This window comes from Nocardia barduliensis (assembly GCF_013315795.1).
In the GTDB taxonomy this organism is placed as follows: domain Bacteria; phylum Actinomycetota; class Actinomycetes; order Mycobacteriales; family Mycobacteriaceae; genus Nocardia; species Nocardia barduliensis.
The window spans coordinates 92773-107459 of the sequence record NZ_JABLTE010000013.1; the positions used below are offsets into that span (position 1 = coordinate 92773).

A 14687-nucleotide genomic window follows, 5' to 3' on the forward strand; every position below is an offset into this window, starting at 1 on the left:
TCGCGTTTGCGGGTCACGCCAAGGCCTCTCGAGAAGCCGCAGTACGAACCGGTTCTGGCCCGTCGCTGCGGTCTCGACGCAAGGGGTCTTGATAGCCGCAAGATAGCTGACGTCTCATGGACTCGGCGGTACATGAGTTTGTGTGGCGTACGACACGTTTGTGCCCCTAGGGGATGAACGTTCAACCAACGCGCACGAAATGGTTGAAGTCACAAACGTTCGATGATGGTTCCTGTCGCGAGTGCGCCACCGGCGCACATGAGAACCATTGCGGTGGAGCGATCGGAGCGCTCGAGTTCGTGCAAAGCCGTTGTGATGAGGCGTGATCCGGTGGAGCCGACCGGATGCCCGAGGGCGATGGCGCCGCCGTTGACATTGACCCGGTCCATATCCGGCTGATGGACCGAGGCCCAGGACAGCGCGACCGAGGCGAACGCCTCGTTGATCTCGAACAGGTCGATGTCCCCGATGCTCATGCCGGACCGCTCCAGCAGCCTGCTGCACGCCTGCACCGGGCCGTCGAGGTGGAACTCGGGCTCGGCGCCGACCACCGCCTGGGTGACGATCCGCGCCCGCGGCCGCAAACCAGCACGCTGGGCGGCCTTTTCGTCCATCAGCAGCACCGCCGCCGCGCCGTCGGAGATCTGCGAGGACGAGCCCGCGGTGTGCACGCCGCCTTCCAGCACCGGCTTCAGCTTCGCCAAGCCCTCTACGGTGGTCTCGCGCAGGCCCTGGTCCCGTGACACGTCGAGCTTTTCGCCGGTGAGATTGCCCTCTTTGTCGACCGCGGGCGCGGTGACGGTGAGCACTTCGCGATCGAACCGGCCCTCCGCCCAGGCCTGTCCGGCCAAGCGCTGCGAGCGCGCGCCGAACGCGTCCACGTCCCCGCGAGTGATGCCGCGCCGCTTGGCGATTCGCTCCGCCGCCTCGAACTGGTTGGGCAGGTCGATGTTCCACGACGCGGGCCTGCGCGGCCCGGCGTGCTCACCCACGTTGGCGCCGAGGGGAACCCGGCTCATCGCCTCCACGCCGCAGGCCATGCCGATCTCGATGGCGTCGGTCGCGATCAGCCCTGCGATCAGATGGTTGGCCTGCTGGGCCGAGCCGCACTGGGTGTCGATCGTGGTGGCGCCGACCTGCCACGGCAGGCCGGCGTGCAGCCACGCGACCCGGGTGACGTTGTTGGACTGCTCGCCCGCCTGGGTGACGCAGCCGCCGATGACCTGTTCGACCTGTGCGGGGTCCAGGTGCGCGCGCTCGAGCAGTCCGCGCTGGGCCGCGCCGAGCAGTTCGGCCGCGTGCAGGCCCGCCAGCCAGCCGCCGCGCTTGCCGATCGGGGTGCGTGCGGCCTCGACGATCACGGGTGTGCCCATGTCCAACCTCTCCTTATGGGACAGAAAACTGAAACGCGTTCATAGCACTTGCCAGGGGCGGATCTGTCCGGTTTCTTTCCTCATACTCGCGCCTGTGCTTCAATGATTATAGAACGTGTTTCAGTTTGTCGAAGGAGACATCTGGTGGTAGACACTCGGAATGCCCGGCCGAATCTTCCGGACGGGTTCGACGTCACGGACCCGGACATCTACGCCGAGCGTGTTCCGGTCGAGGAGTTCGCCGAACTGCGCCGGACCGCGCCGATCTGGTGGAATCCGCAGTCGCCCGACGTCAGTGGCTTCCACGACGAGGGCTTCTGGGTGGTCAGCAAACATGCCGACGTCAAGGAGGTCTCGCGGCGCAGCGACGTGTTCTCCAGCTACGAGAACACCGCCATCCCGCGATTCAACGACGACATCGCCCGCGAGCAGATCGAGCTGCAGCGGATCGTCCTGCTGAACATGGACGCCCCCGAGCACACCAAGCTGCGCAAGATCATCTCCCGCGGATTCACCCCGCGCGCCATCAACGGCCTGCGCGCGGAGCTGTCCGCGCGCGCGGAGTCGATCGTGAAGGCGGCGGCCGAAGCCGGCTCCGGGGACTTCGTCACCCAGATCGCCTGCGAACTGCCGTTGCAGGCCATCGCCGAGCTGATCGGCGTCCCGCAGGAAGACCGGATGAAGGTCTTCACCTGGTCCAACGACATGACCGGCTACGACGACCCGGAGAGCACCGCCGACCCGGTCGCGGCCTCCGCCGAGATCCTGGGGTACGCCTACCAGATGGCGGCCTCCCGCAAGCAGTGCCCGGCCGACGACCTCGTGACCACGCTGATCGAGGCCGACGTAGACGGTGACAAGCTCAGCGAGGAGGAGTTCGGCTTCTTCGTGATCATGCTCGCCGTCGCGGGCAACGAGACCACCCGCAACGCCATCTCGCACGGCATGATGGCGTTCCTGGAGAATCCGGACCAGTGGGAGCTGTTCAAGAAGGAACGGCCCGCCACGGCCGCCGACGAGATCATCCGGTGGGCCACGCCGGTCACCTCGTTCCAGCGGACCGCCCTCGAGGACACCGAACTCGGCGGCGTGCGGATCAAGAAGGGCGATCGGGTGGTCATGCTGTACCGCTCGGCCAACTTCGACGAGGAGGTCTTCGACCACCCGGAGAAGTTCGACATCATGCGCAAGGACAACCCGCACCTGGCCTTCGGCGGCACCGGCGCGCACTTCTGCATCGGGGCGAACCTGGCCAGGCTGGAGATCGACCTGATCTTCAACGCCATCGCCGACCATCTGCCCGACATCACCAAGGTGGCCGACGCGAAGCGGCTGCGCTCGGGTTGGCTCAACGGGATCAAGCAGTTTCCGGTCGACTACAAGACCTGCCCGGTCGCGCACTGAAACACGAGAGGGCTCTCGCGCCACGGTGCGAGAGCCCTCCTTCGTGTGCCCGCTCAGTCGGCCGGTCGCGCGGTCTTCATGGCGCGATCGACCTCCCAGAACGCACGTAGCGCGGAGATCTTGCCCTCGTCGTCCACCCGGTAGGTGAACACGCCGTCGGCGTCGATCCGGTGACCGCCGATGGTGCTGCGGATGGTGCCGGTGAAGGCGACCTCGTTGCCGCACGCGAAGGAGTCACCGAACAGGAACTCGATCAGGTCGGTCTTCGCGATCGCCTTGTCCCAGAACGCGGCGATGGCCTCCGTGCCGCGGTGGCCCTTGCCTTCCGGATCGAAGCCGGACGGGCCGATGGGGTCCTCCACGATGCCGTCCGCCGCGAACAGCGCGACCCAGGCCCGCTTGTCCCGTGCCCGCACGGCGGCCTGCGAGGCCAGGCCCGCGGCCCTGGCCGGATGCTCGGTGGTGGTCATATGGCCTCCCTTGGCCAGCGGGTAGTCCTCACCGCGCGGCGAGGACGGGTTCGGCTATGTACTGCTGCGCGAACTTGCGCAGTGAGTCCTGTTTGGCGGACAGCTCGCCGTCGAAACCGATGCCGTCGGCCAGCCAGGGCACCACGATCGCGTCGGTGACGCCCGCGTCGGCGAGGTCCTGATAGCCGGACCTGCCGAACCGGTCGACGCACACCGCCTGGATCTCGAACGGCTCGCCGGCCCGGCCGAACTCGGCGCGCAGCGCGTCGAGCTTGCCGATGGTGCGTCGCAGTTCGTCGTAGGTCATCATGGCCGAGGTCCAGCCGTCGCCCACCCGTGCGGCGCGGCGCAGCGCCGCCTCGGTGTGCCCACCGATGTAGAACGGCACCGGCGCGCTCGGCGCCGGGCTGATCTGCAGCGGATCGAAGTCGAAGAACTCGCCGTGGTACTCCACCATGCCACCGGCCAGCACCAGCTTGATGACCTCGATCATCTCGTCCACCCGAGCGCCGCGGCGGGCGAACGGCACCCCGCACCACTCGAATTCCTCCGGCGCCCAGCCGATCCCGACGCCGAAGCCGAAGCGGTTGCCGGACAGGTTGGCCACCGAGCCGACCTGCCGGGCCAGCAGCAGCGGATTGCGCGAGCCCAGCTTCAGCACGTTGGTGTAGAAGCGGATGCGGCTGGTGACGGCCGCCATCGCGGTCGCGCCGATGAGCGGGTCGACCCACGGTGTGTCCGGTCCCCAGAACCGGCTGCCGTCGGCGGTGTAGGGGTACTTCGCCGACGCCGACTTCATGTAGAACAGCGAGTCGGGCAGCGCGATGGAAGCGAAACCGCACTGCTCGGCCGTTTTCGCGAGCTCGGGGAGCTGGTCAAGTGGACTCAGCGCGATGCCGAGGGTGAACTTCAGCGCGGTCACCGCCGCTCCGATCCGACCACCCACATCGAGAAGTACTGCGAACCGCCGCCGTAGGCGTGCCCGAGCGCTTTGCGCGCGCCCTCGACCTGATAGTCCCCGGCCCGCTGCATGACCTGCTTGGCGGCCTCGGCGAACCGGATGAGCCCGGACGCGCCGATCGGGTTGGACGACAGCACGCCACCGGACGGATTGACCGGGAGGGTGCCGCCGACGTCGGTCTCGCCCTTGTCGGTGAGCTTCCAGCCGTCACCCTGCGGCACGAAGCCGAGGTTCTCCAGCCACATCGGTTCGAACCAGGAGAACGGGACGTAGATCTCGGCCACGTCGATCTCTTCGAGCGGATTGGTGATGCCCGCCGCCTCCCACAGCGCCGCGGCCGCGTCCCGGCCCGCCTGCGGGTTGACCTGGTCGCGCCCGGCGAAGGTGGTCGGCTCGGTGCGCATCGCGGTGGCGTGCACCCAGGCGACCTTCCGGCCGGTGGCCTCCACCTCGGTCGCCGCGTCGGCGTCGCCGAGCACGATCGCGCACGCGCCGTCGGAGGACGGGCAGGTCTCGTCGAAGCGGATCGGGTCCCACAGCATTTGGGAGGCCAGCACCGATTCCAGCGTGATGTCGGGCTGCTTCAGGTGGGCCAGCGGGTTCTTGGCGCCGTTGCGGCGATCCTTCACCGCGACCATGGCGCCGATGTGGCTCGGGGCGTTGGAGCGCCGGATATAGGAACGCACGTGCGGCGCGAAGTACCCGCCCGCGCCCGCGCCGACCGGCATGGTGAACGGCACCGGAATCGACAGCGCCCACATGGCGTTGGACTCCGACTGCTTTTCCCAGGCCACCGCGAGCACGCGCTTGTGCACGCCCGCCTGCACCAGGTTGGTCGCCACGATGCCGGTGGAGCCGCCGACCGAGCCCGCGGTGTGCACGCGCAGCAGCGGCTTTCCCGTGGCGCCGAGGGCGTCGGCCATGAACAACTCGGGCATCATGACGCCCTCGAACAGGTCGGGCGCCTTGCCGACCACGACCGCGTCGATGTCGGCGATGGTGAGACCGGCGTCGGCGAGGGCGCGATCGATCGCCTCACGGCACATGCCCGCCATGGACACGTCGGTCCGTTTTGTCACGTGATGGGTTTGTCCGGTGCCGAGCACCGCCGCTGGCAAGGTCATCGGGTCTCCAAAACGGTCACAAGGTTCTGCTGCAAGGCGGGGCCGCTGGTGGCATGGGCCAGCGCTCGATTCGCCGAACCCGCGATGATCGCCTCGGCCGCGAAGCCGATGCGCTCGAGGCCCGCGGCGAACATCGGGTTGGCCGCGAGCGCGCCCCCGGACGGATTCACCTTCGTGCCGTTCGTCAGCCCGATCGCCTCGGCGAGGATCAACTGCTGGTGACTGAACGGGGCATGCAACTCGGCGATGTCGAAGCCGCTGACGTCGCCGCCGGTGACCGCTCGGGCGGCGGCGGCTGTGGAGGGCGAGACCGTCAGGTCACGGGCGCCGAGCACCGGAGTGTCGACCCGGTGCGCCATGCCGGTGATCCAGGCCGGACGCTCGCACAGTTCGCGGGCGCGGTCGCCCACGGCGAGCACGATGGCGGCCGCGCCGTCGGTGACCGGCGCGATATCGTGCGCGCGCAGCGGATCGGCGACATAGGGCTGGTCGAGCAGGCTTTCGACGTCGCCGTCACCGGCGGACACGGCCGCCATGTCCCGCTCGGTCCAGCGGCCCGCGTCCAGACCGGCGCGCGCCTGCAAGCCCGCGATGGACCACGCGTCCGGCCACAGCGGCGCGACCAGGTAGGGGTCCAGCTGCATGGTGAGCAGCTGGCGCAGCGTGCCCGCGGAGGACTTGCCGAAGCCGTAGACCAGCGCCGTCGTGGCCTGCCCCGAGCGCAGTTTCACCCACGCCTCGTACAGCGCCCAGGCCGCGTCCATCTCCACGTGCGACTCGTTGATCGGCGGCACCGCGCCGATGGCGTCGATCGCCGAGATGAACGAGAACGCGCGTCCGGCGAGGTAGTCGGACGAGCCCGAGCACCAGAAATCGATATCGGACTTGGTGATGCCGAGTCGGTCGTAGAGCTGCTGGAAGCAGGGCACCAGCATCTCGACACCGTTGGTGGTGCCGAAGGTCTCCGGCACGTGCGGCGCGTGGGCGAACCCCACGACCGCGATGTCGGTGGCGTTGTCAGTCAACGTGCGCCTCTCTCAGAGGTGATGGGAGTAGGTCTCGTACTCGGCGTCCGGCTCGCCGGTGGGACGGAAGTGGTCCACGTTCTCCAGGCCGTAGCCCCACTCCTCGCGCGGCTTCCACACCGCCTCCACCCGCATGCCCATGCGCACCTCGCTCGCGTCGCAGCCGAGCACCAGGTGCAGCACCGGGATGTCGGCGCCGTCGAGCAGCACGTACGCCGCGACGTAGGGCGGCTTGATCCGCTGCCCGAGGAACGGCACGTTGACGATGCAGAAGGTGGTCACCGTGCCGCGGTCGGACAGCTCGATGAACTCGTCGGTCGGCCTGCCGTCGGTCGGGTTCGCGCCGCGCGGCGGGAAGTACACCTTGCCCGCGGCGTCGGTGCGCGCGCCGATGAGCTTGCCTTCGGCGAGTCCGCGCAGGTAGACGGTCTCCTGCGGGGACGCGGTGTGCTTGTAGGACAGGTCGACCGGCGTGGTGATCACGGCAACCGGTTCGGCGGACGCGGATTCCACCGGCGCGGCGACCTTCTCGCCCGGCTCGAAGCAGACGATGTCGCGGATGCTGCCCTCGGTCTGCTCGGCCCACCGTGCGGTCACCCGCAAGCCGGTGCTGATGTCCTCGGGCGCGGCGACGTCGACCGCGTGCAGCAGGGTGGTGTCCGCGCCGTCCAGCCGGATCAGCGCCCAGGCGAACGGGCGGTCGAACGGCTGGCCGGGCAGCGGCTCGCGCACCCAGGTCCACGATTCGACGGTGCCGGTGGCGGCGACGTCGACGAATTCGGTCAGCGGTTCGGCGGTGATCGGGTCGTATTCCGGCGGCGGCACGATCACCCGGCCGTCCGAGCCGCGCGCGCCGACGATCTTGCGGTCGCGCAACCGGTTCAGAAAAGTGCCGATGGTGGGTCCGACGGAGCGGGTGTAATCGAAACGCATCCGTAGGGGCGCGCTGAGTACATCGGGCACGGCGGCTGTGTTCAATGCCGTGCCGCTACCACCAGCGATTGCCGTGGATGCAGTATTCCCCTGAGTCACGATATCGAGTAGAACAGGTTCTAACTCTGGTGGCAAGCAGTTGATCGGAAAGGGGTCCGGCGTGAAGTTCGGATTGCAACTCGGGTACTGGATGGCGCAGCCGCCCGCGAACGCGGGGGAGCTGGTGGTGGCGGCCGAGGAAGCCGGGTTCGACGCCGTGTTCGCCGCCGAGTCCTGGGGGTCGGACGCCTTCGGTCCGCTCACCTGGTGGGGCTCGTCCACGCGGCGGGTCCGCCTGGGCACGTCGGTGGTGCAGATGTCGGCGCGCACGCCCGCGGCGACCGCCATGCACGCGCTCACCCTCGACCACCTCAGCGGCGGGCGCGCCATACTCGGCCTGGGCGTCTCGGGTCCGCAGGTGGTGGAGGGCTGGTACGGCCAGCCGTTCGCCAAGCCCTTGCAGCGCACCCGCGAGTACGTCGGGATCGTGCGCCAGGTGCTGGCGCGCCAGGCGCCGGTCACCAACGACGGGCCGCACTATCCGTTGCCCTACACCGGGCCGGGCTCGATCGGGCTCGGTAAGCCGCTGAAGCCGATCGTGCATCCGCTACGTGCCGATTTGCCGATCTGGCTGGGCGCGGAGGGGCCGAAGAACGTCGCGCTCACCGCCGAGATCGCCGACGGCTGGCTGGCCATCTACTACGCGCCCCGTTTGGCCGGGATGTACGACGACTGGCTCGACGAGGGGTTCGCGCGGGCCGGCGCGCGGCGCAGCAGGGACGATTTCGAGATCGCCGCGAGTTGTCAGGTGGTGATCACCGACGACCCGGCGAGCGAGCTGGAGCGGATGCGCTGGATCATGGCGCTCTACATCGGCGGCATGGGTGCGCCCGAGCTGAACTTCCACGCCCAGGTGTACCGGCGGATGGGCTACAACCGCGAGGTCGACGAGATCGGCCGGTTGTTCCAGTCGGGCAAGAAAGCCGAGGCGGCGGCGATGGTGCCGGACGAGCTGATCCTGGACACCGCGATCATCGGCGACGAGGAGCATGTGCGCAAGCAACTGCGGGTCTGGGAGGCCGCGGGCGTCACGATGATGCTGGTGTCGGTTCCCGATGTCGCGCAATTGCATCGGCTCGCACCCCTTGTCGAACAGTAGAACACGTTCTAAATTCATTGGGGTGAATGCCTCACCCTCCCCGTCGGCTCCGCCTCCCTCCACGCAGGAGTCAGTGAAAATTCTCGGTCTGTGGAACATCGCCGAAGCCGAACCCGATCGGATCGCGATGGTCGATCCCTGGGGCCGGGAGGTGACGTATCGCGAATTGGCCACGCTCGCCAATCGGTACGCCACCGGCCTGCGCGGGCTGGGCCTGAAAACCGGTGACGTGCTGGTGAGCATGGTGCACAACTGCGTGGAGGCGATCGCGGCCTATTTCGCGGCCTACCAGTCCGGGTTGTACATCGTGGCGGTGAACTGGCATCTCACCGGTCCGGAGGTCGCCTACATCCTCGGCGACAGCGAGGCCAAGGCGTTCATCGCCAGCGATCGTTTCGCCGCCGCCGCGAAGGCCGCCGCCGACGAGGCGGGGCTGCCCGCGACGGCACGTTTCGCGGTGGGCGAGATCGAGGGCTTCAAGTCGGTGGCCTGGCTCGGCGCCGCGGACACCGGGCGCCCGTCCGACCGCAGCACGGGCGCGCCGATGCTGTACACCTCGGGAACCACCGGACGGCCCAAGGGTGTCCGTCGGCCGCTGACGGGAGCCGACCCCGATGTCGTTCCGCCGCACACCACCGCGTTCTTCGGCCTGTTCGAGCTAGCGCCCTACGACGATCACGTGCACATCTGCGGTTCGCCGCTGTACCACACGGCGGTGCTGAACTTCGCCACCATCTCGATCCAGCTGGGCCACAAGCTCGTCCTGATGGATCGCTGGGACGCCGAGGACATGCTGCGGTTGATCGACAAGCACCGGGTGACGCACAGCCACATGGTGCCCACCCAGTTCCACCGCCTGCTCGCGCTGCCGCAGGAGGTGCGCGCCAAGTACGACGTGTCCTCGCTGCGCAGCATGGTGCACGGCGCCGCGCCCTGCCCGCAGGAGACCAAGCGGCAGATGCTCGAGTGGTGGGGGCCGACGGTCACCGAGTACTACGCGGCCACCGAGGGCGGCGGCACGGTGATCAACGGCTCCGAGTGGTTGCGCAAGCCCGGCTCGGTCGGCAAGGCGTGGCCGTGGTCGGTGATCAAGGTGCTCAGCGAAGAAGACGGCTCGGAGGTCCCGGTCGGTGAGCCCGGCCTGGTCTACATGCGCATGGGCGCGTCGAGTTTCGAATACCACCACGACAAGGCCAAGACCGAGGACTCGCGCGTCGGCGACCTGTTCACCGTCGGCGACATCGGACACCTCGATGAGGACGGCTACCTCTACCTGCACGACCGGCGCTCGGACCTGATCCTGTCCGGCGGTGTGAACATCTACCCCGCGGAGGTCGAGAACGTCCTGATCACCCACCCGAAGGTCGCCGACGTGGCGGTTTTCGGCATTCCGCACCCCGATTGGGGTCAGGAGGTGAAGGCAGTCGTGCAGCCCGCCGACGGCTCCACCGCCGACGAAGCGCTCACCGAAGAACTCCTCGCCTTCGCCGCCACCCAACTGGCGAAATACAAGATGCCGAAGTCGATCGACTACCTCCCCGAACTACCCCGCGACCCCAACGGCAAGCTCTACAAGCGCAAACTCCGCGAGCGCTACATCCCCGCGTCCTGACCCGCGCCGCCGGACGGCCTCGGGCGAGAGCCTGCCCGGGTCCGGCGGAGACCCGGCGGTCGAGTAGCCGGTTCGCTGGGGCTGCGGTCCGGCCGCGCGACGACGCCGAAAAGCGAATGCGCCTGCCGTGATCGCTGCGAAGGGCGCATTCGCGCGCTGCGGTCAGATACTCTCGCGGAGTTCGGGGGCCAGGCCGAACAGCGGGAACAGCTTCTCGGTGTCCAGGAAGAAGTTCAGGCCGGAGATGGTGTCGCCGTCGAGTTCCAGGACCGTGATCGACCAGGGCACCCACACGCCCGGCTCGTCGCTCGGCTTGTAGTGGCCGAAGGCGGGCAGGCCGTTGGCGCCCTCCAGGCGGACCATCCGTGAATCGCGGCAGGCGCTTCCGTGCCCGAGCATGAACGCGGCCACGTTCTGCGGGCCGGAGACCCACAGCTCGATCGGCGGCATGGCCAGGGCCACATCCGCTTTCAGCAGGGAAGTGAGCGTGTCCATGTCGTATGCCTCGAACGCCTTGACGAAATTGTCCACCAGCTTGCGCTGGCCCTCGTCGGACTCGTCGTAGGTGTCGGTGGCCGCGGGCTGGACCTTGGACATGGTGGCGCGCGCCCGTTGCAGCGCGCTGTTGACCGACGCGGGGGACATGGTGAGCGCCTCGGCGGTCTCGTTGGCGGAGAATCGCAGCACCTCGCGCATGATCAGGATCGCGCGCTGGGTGGCGGGCAGGTGCTGGCAGGCGGCGACGAAGGCCAGGCGCAGCGTGTCCTTGGCGCTGGCGTGCTCAGCCGGATCGGCGCCGAAGGCCAGCGCGTTCGGTATGGGCTCGATCCAGACGTAATCCGGCTGGGGCGCGGGCAGCGGCGCGTCCGGCCGCGACGGACCGGACAGATCCATCGGCCGGGCCCGGCGCTGCGGGCCGTCGAGCATGTCCAGACAGACGTTCGTGGTGATCTTGTACAGCCAGGAGCGCAGGCTGGCGCGACCCTCGAACGAGTCATAGGACTTCCACGCCCGGGTCAAGGTCTCCTGCACGGCGTCTTCCGCCTCGAAGGAGGAGCCGAGCATGCGGTAGGCATACGCGCACAGTTCCCTGCGATGGGTCTCGAATGCGGCGAGCACATCGGGAGCGAGGCCGGCAGAGGAGCCGGACGAGTCGTTCATGGGAGCCACCCTGCCACAGGCCACCGACACAAAACAGGCCATCGAACTCGAGTTCTCCTCTGATCAAGATCGTTAAACCTGTCCGCCCTGTGGGACCTGTCACGGGCGCTCTGGCGATGAGTTCTCCGGGCGTGGCCCGTCATATCCAGTGACACAACGGACTTGCTCGAGAGGAAGAGGCCATGAGCAGCAAGATGATCTTCATCAATCTCCCGGTCGCCGATCTGAACCGGTCGAAGGCGTTCTACGAAGCGCTGGGCTGGAAGGTCAACCAGGAGTTCACCGACGACAACGCCGCCTGCATCGTGGTCGACGACAACATCTGCCTGATGCTGCTCACCAAGGACTTCTTCACCACCTTCAGCAAGCGGCCGGTGGCCGACACCCAGACGGCGATCAACGCCGCGTACGCGCTCGCGCTCGGCAGCGCCGAAGAGGTGGACAGCCTGACCGACGCCGCGGTCGCCGCGGGCGCGACCGAAGAGGTGAACGAGGACAAGCGTGCGCAGGAGGCGCAGGTCGGCATGCACGGCCGCACCTTCATCGACCCGGACGGCCATCAGTGGGAGCCGTTCTGGATGGATTACCCGGGCGCCGACTGAGCCCGGCGAGGGGTCGTCCCCGATGCGCGCACCGGCTCGGTGCGCGCATCGGGGGCGTAGGGCTCTCGCCGAATCTTCAGTTTCCGGTGAAAGAAGGCTTGCGCTTTTCCGCGAAGGCCCGCGGGCCCTCCTTGGCGTCGGCCGAGCGGAATACCGACATGCCGAGCTTGGCGTCGATTTGGAAGGCGTCCTCCTCGGGCATGGCCTCGGTCTCCCGGATGGTGCGCAGGATGGCCTGCACCGCGAGCGGTCCGTTGGCGGCGATCTGCCCGGCGATTTCCAGCGCCTTGTCCAGTGCCGTTCCGTCCGGCACCACGTGCCCGATCAGGCCGATCTCCTTGGCCTCGGCCGCGGTGACGTGCCTGCCGGTGAGCAGGATTTCCGCGGCTACGGTGTAGGGGATCTGGCGGACCAGTCGCACCGCCGAGCCGCCCAGGGGGAACAGCCCCCACCGCGCTTCGGACACGCCGAATTTCGCGCTCTCCCCGGCGACCCGGATGTCGGTGCCCTGCAGGATCTCGGTGCCGCCCGCGATGGCCGGGCCCTCGACCGCCGCGATCAGCGGCTTGGTCAGCCTGCGGCCCTTGAGCAGCGCCTCCAGCTTGGCCGGATTCCAGCCGCCGCCGTCGATGGTGTCGCCGGGGTGCTCGGAGGTCATGCCCTTGAGATCGGCGCCCGCGCAGAACGCGCCACCCGCGCCGGTCAGGATCGCCACCCGGATGTCCGGATCCTCGTCCACCTGATTCCAGGCGTCTTTCATGATCGCCATCATCTCCCCGGACAGCGCGTTGCGCGCCTCGGGCCGGTTCATGGTGACGATGAGGACATGGTCGCGCTTCTCGACGAGGCAGTGCGGCATCGCTGATTCTCCTGACTTCGAGCCTTGTCAGAAACAGTAACACGTTCTATTTTTAAGGCTGTGAGCTACAACATAGCGGACCTTGTCGAACATGCCGTCGACCTGATGCCCGACCGCGTCGCGCTGGCCGACGACGGCCGCGAGGTCACCTACGCCCAATTGGAGGAGCGGGCCAATAAACTCGCTCACTACCTGCAAAAACAGGGAGTCCAGCCGGGCGACAAGGTGGGTATCTACTCACGGAACACGATCGAGGCCGTCGAGGCCATGGTCGCGATCTTCAAGGCGCGCGCCGTGATGATCAACGTGAACTTCCGATACGTCGAGAACGAGTTGCAGTACATCTTCGACAACTCGGACATGGTCGCGCTGATTCACGAGCGGCGCTACAGCGACAGAGTCGCTGCCGTCCGGCCGAAGACCCCGCAGCTGCGCACCGTCATCGTCGTCGACGACGATACGACCGGCACGATTCCCACCGCAGCGGATTCGGCGGATTACGAGACGGTGCTCGCGCAGTCCTCGGGCGAGCGCGATTTCGGCGAACGCTCCCCGGACGACCTGTACATGGTCTACACCGGCGGCACCACCGGCATGCCCAAGGGTGTGATGTGGCGTCAGGAGGACGTGTGGCGCGTGCTCGGCGCCGGCATCAATTTCATCACCGGCGAATACGTCCAGGACGAGTGGGAACTGGCGAAGGTCGGCGCGGGCAGCCCGGCGATGGTGCGGTTCCCGATTCCGCCGATGATCCACGGCGGCGCGCAGTGGGCCACGTTCCACAGCCTGTTCGGCGGCGGCAAGGCCGTGATGATCCCGGAGTTCTCCGGGCACGGCGTGTGGCGGGCCGTCGACAAGCACAAGATCAACCTGATCTTCATCACCGGTGACGCGATGGCGCGCCCGATGCTCGACGCGCTGATCGAGGGCAACCCGGAAACCGGTCAGCCCTACGACCTCTCCAGCCTCTACGTGATGGCCAGCAGCGCGGCGCTGTTCTCACCCGCGCTCAAAGACCAGTTCCTCGAACTGCTGCCCAACCGGATGATCTCCGATTCGATCGGTTCATCGGAGACCGGTTTCGGCGGTATCTCCATCGTGACCAAGGGCGCGACGCACACCGGAGGCCCGCGGGTGAAGATCGACGCCTCCACCGACGTGCTCGACGAGGACGGCAATCCGGTGCAGCCGGGCTCCGGGGCGGTCGGCATCCTGGCCCGGCGCGGGCACATCCCGCTCGGCTACTACAAGGACGAGGTGAAGACCGCGGCGACCTTCAAGGAGTTCAACGGGATTCGCTACGCCATTCCCGGTGACTTCGCTCGGGTGGAGGAGGACGGCACGGTCACCATGCTCGGCCGCGGCTCGGTCAGCATCAACAGCGGCGGCGAGAAGATCTATCCTGAGGAGGTCGAGGGCGCGCTCAAGACGCATCCCGAGATCTTCGACGCACTCGTGGTTGGCATCGACGACGAGCGCTGGGGGCAGCGGGTGGTCGCCGTCGTGCAGTGCCGCGGCGCGGCCCGCCCCACCCTGGAAGAACTGCGCCCCATGCTCACCCAGGAAATCGCGCCGTACAAGCTGCCCCGCAGCTTGTGGTTCGTCGACGAGATCAAGCGCTCACCGGCGGGCAAGCCCGACTACCGCTGGGCCAAAGAGCAGACCCAGGCCCGCCCGGCCGACGACCACGCCGAGGCGAGCGCGAAGTAGCAGCACTTCGCATGGTCGGCCGCCACGAGTGGTGGCCGACCATGAAGGATCTATGCGGACATCCCCCGCAGACCGTCCTGCCGTGCAGCCTGGTGCGGACGAGTGCAAGTCACAGCTCGGGAAGACGTCCGGACAGCTTGCCGGATGAGCGGACCGAGTGACCGGCAACCCGTCTTCGGCTTCGCTGCACCCACCTATCAGCGGTTGGCGAGTTCGGCCAGTTGGTAGGCCAGGCGGTGGCGGAAGGCGGGGATG

13 protein-coding genes are annotated in these 14687 nt (G+C 67.9%); 5 read left to right on the forward strand and 8 right to left on the reverse strand.

Features of this window, described 5'->3' with window-relative positions; all coding sequences use genetic code 11:
• Positions 1-209: 209 nt before the first annotated feature.
• Positions 210-1373 (reverse strand): steroid 3-ketoacyl-CoA thiolase, encoded by a 1164-nt coding sequence (locus HOV91_RS08755; RefSeq protein ID WP_174184922.1) that lies wholly within the window; start codon positions 1371-1373, stop codon positions 210-212.
• A gap of 102 nt (positions 1374-1475) precedes the next feature.
• Here HOV91_RS08755 and HOV91_RS08760 point away from each other — a divergent pair, with 102 nt between their 5' ends.
• A complete protein-coding gene (locus HOV91_RS08760; protein WP_246349930.1) occupies positions 1476-2777 on the forward strand; it encodes a cytochrome P450 in 1302 nt (433 codons plus the stop codon).
• A 53-nt stretch (positions 2778-2830) separates the two neighbouring features.
• Here the strand turns inward: HOV91_RS08760 and HOV91_RS08765 are convergent, their stop codons facing one another.
• From HOV91_RS08765 to HOV91_RS08785, 5 genes are read right to left on the reverse strand one after another with little or no spacing between them, the layout of a single operon-like run.
• Positions 2831-3247 (reverse strand): nuclear transport factor 2 family protein, encoded by a 417-nt coding sequence (locus tag HOV91_RS08765; RefSeq protein ID WP_174184924.1) that lies wholly within the window; start codon positions 3245-3247, stop codon positions 2831-2833.
• 28 nt (positions 3248-3275) lie between these two features.
• Positions 3276-4160 carry a TIGR03619 family F420-dependent LLM class oxidoreductase gene (locus tag HOV91_RS08770; RefSeq protein ID WP_174184944.1) on the reverse strand — a complete coding sequence of 295 codons (885 nt, stop codon included), beginning with the start codon at positions 4158-4160 and terminating at the stop codon, positions 3276-3278.
• Between the two features lie 5 nt (positions 4161-4165).
• Complete coding sequence (locus HOV91_RS08775) at positions 4166-5332, reverse strand: thiolase family protein (RefSeq protein ID WP_174184925.1); 1167 nt, start codon at positions 5330-5332, stop codon at positions 4166-4168.
• A complete protein-coding gene (locus tag HOV91_RS08780; protein WP_174184926.1) occupies positions 5329-6357 on the reverse strand; it encodes a thiolase family protein in 1029 nt (342 codons plus the stop codon). Before HOV91_RS08780 ends, HOV91_RS08775 begins: the two co-directional genes overlap by 4 nt.
• A gap of 12 nt (positions 6358-6369) precedes the next feature.
• Entirely contained in the window at positions 6370-7290 is a 921-nt protein-coding gene (locus HOV91_RS08785; RefSeq protein ID WP_174184945.1) for a Zn-ribbon domain-containing OB-fold protein, read from the reverse strand.
• A 160-nt stretch (positions 7291-7450) separates the two neighbouring features.
• Here HOV91_RS08785 and HOV91_RS08790 point away from each other — a divergent pair, with 160 nt between their 5' ends.
• Both HOV91_RS08790 and HOV91_RS08795 read left to right on the forward strand, forming a co-directional pair.
• Positions 7451-8488: an LLM class F420-dependent oxidoreductase gene (locus tag HOV91_RS08790; RefSeq protein ID WP_174184927.1), complete on the forward strand. Its 1038-nt coding sequence runs from the start codon at positions 7451-7453 to the stop codon at positions 8486-8488.
• 73 nt (positions 8489-8561) lie between these two features.
• Complete coding sequence (locus tag HOV91_RS08795) at positions 8562-10100, forward strand: acyl-CoA synthetase (RefSeq protein ID WP_174184928.1); 1539 nt, start codon at positions 8562-8564, stop codon at positions 10098-10100.
• A gap of 162 nt (positions 10101-10262) precedes the next feature.
• Here the strand turns inward: HOV91_RS08795 and HOV91_RS08800 are convergent, their stop codons facing one another.
• Entirely contained in the window at positions 10263-11261 is a 999-nt protein-coding gene (locus HOV91_RS08800) for a sigma-70 family RNA polymerase sigma factor (protein ID WP_174184929.1), read from the reverse strand.
• Between the two features lie 182 nt (positions 11262-11443).
• Here HOV91_RS08800 and HOV91_RS08805 point away from each other — a divergent pair, with 182 nt between their 5' ends.
• Positions 11444-11863 (forward strand): VOC family protein, encoded by a 420-nt coding sequence (locus HOV91_RS08805; protein WP_174184930.1) that lies wholly within the window; start codon positions 11444-11446, stop codon positions 11861-11863.
• Between the two features lie 76 nt (positions 11864-11939).
• Here the strand turns inward: HOV91_RS08805 and HOV91_RS08810 are convergent, their stop codons facing one another.
• Entirely contained in the window at positions 11940-12722 is a 783-nt protein-coding gene (locus tag HOV91_RS08810) for a crotonase/enoyl-CoA hydratase family protein (protein WP_174184931.1), read from the reverse strand.
• Between the two features lie 60 nt (positions 12723-12782).
• On the opposite strand from HOV91_RS08810, the gene HOV91_RS08815 reads away from it, so the two are divergent.
• On the forward strand, positions 12783-14432 hold the full coding sequence (locus HOV91_RS08815; RefSeq protein ID WP_174184932.1) for an acyl-CoA synthetase: 1650 nt from the start codon (positions 12783-12785) through the stop codon (positions 14430-14432).
• The last annotated feature ends 255 nt before the right edge of the window (positions 14433-14687 follow it).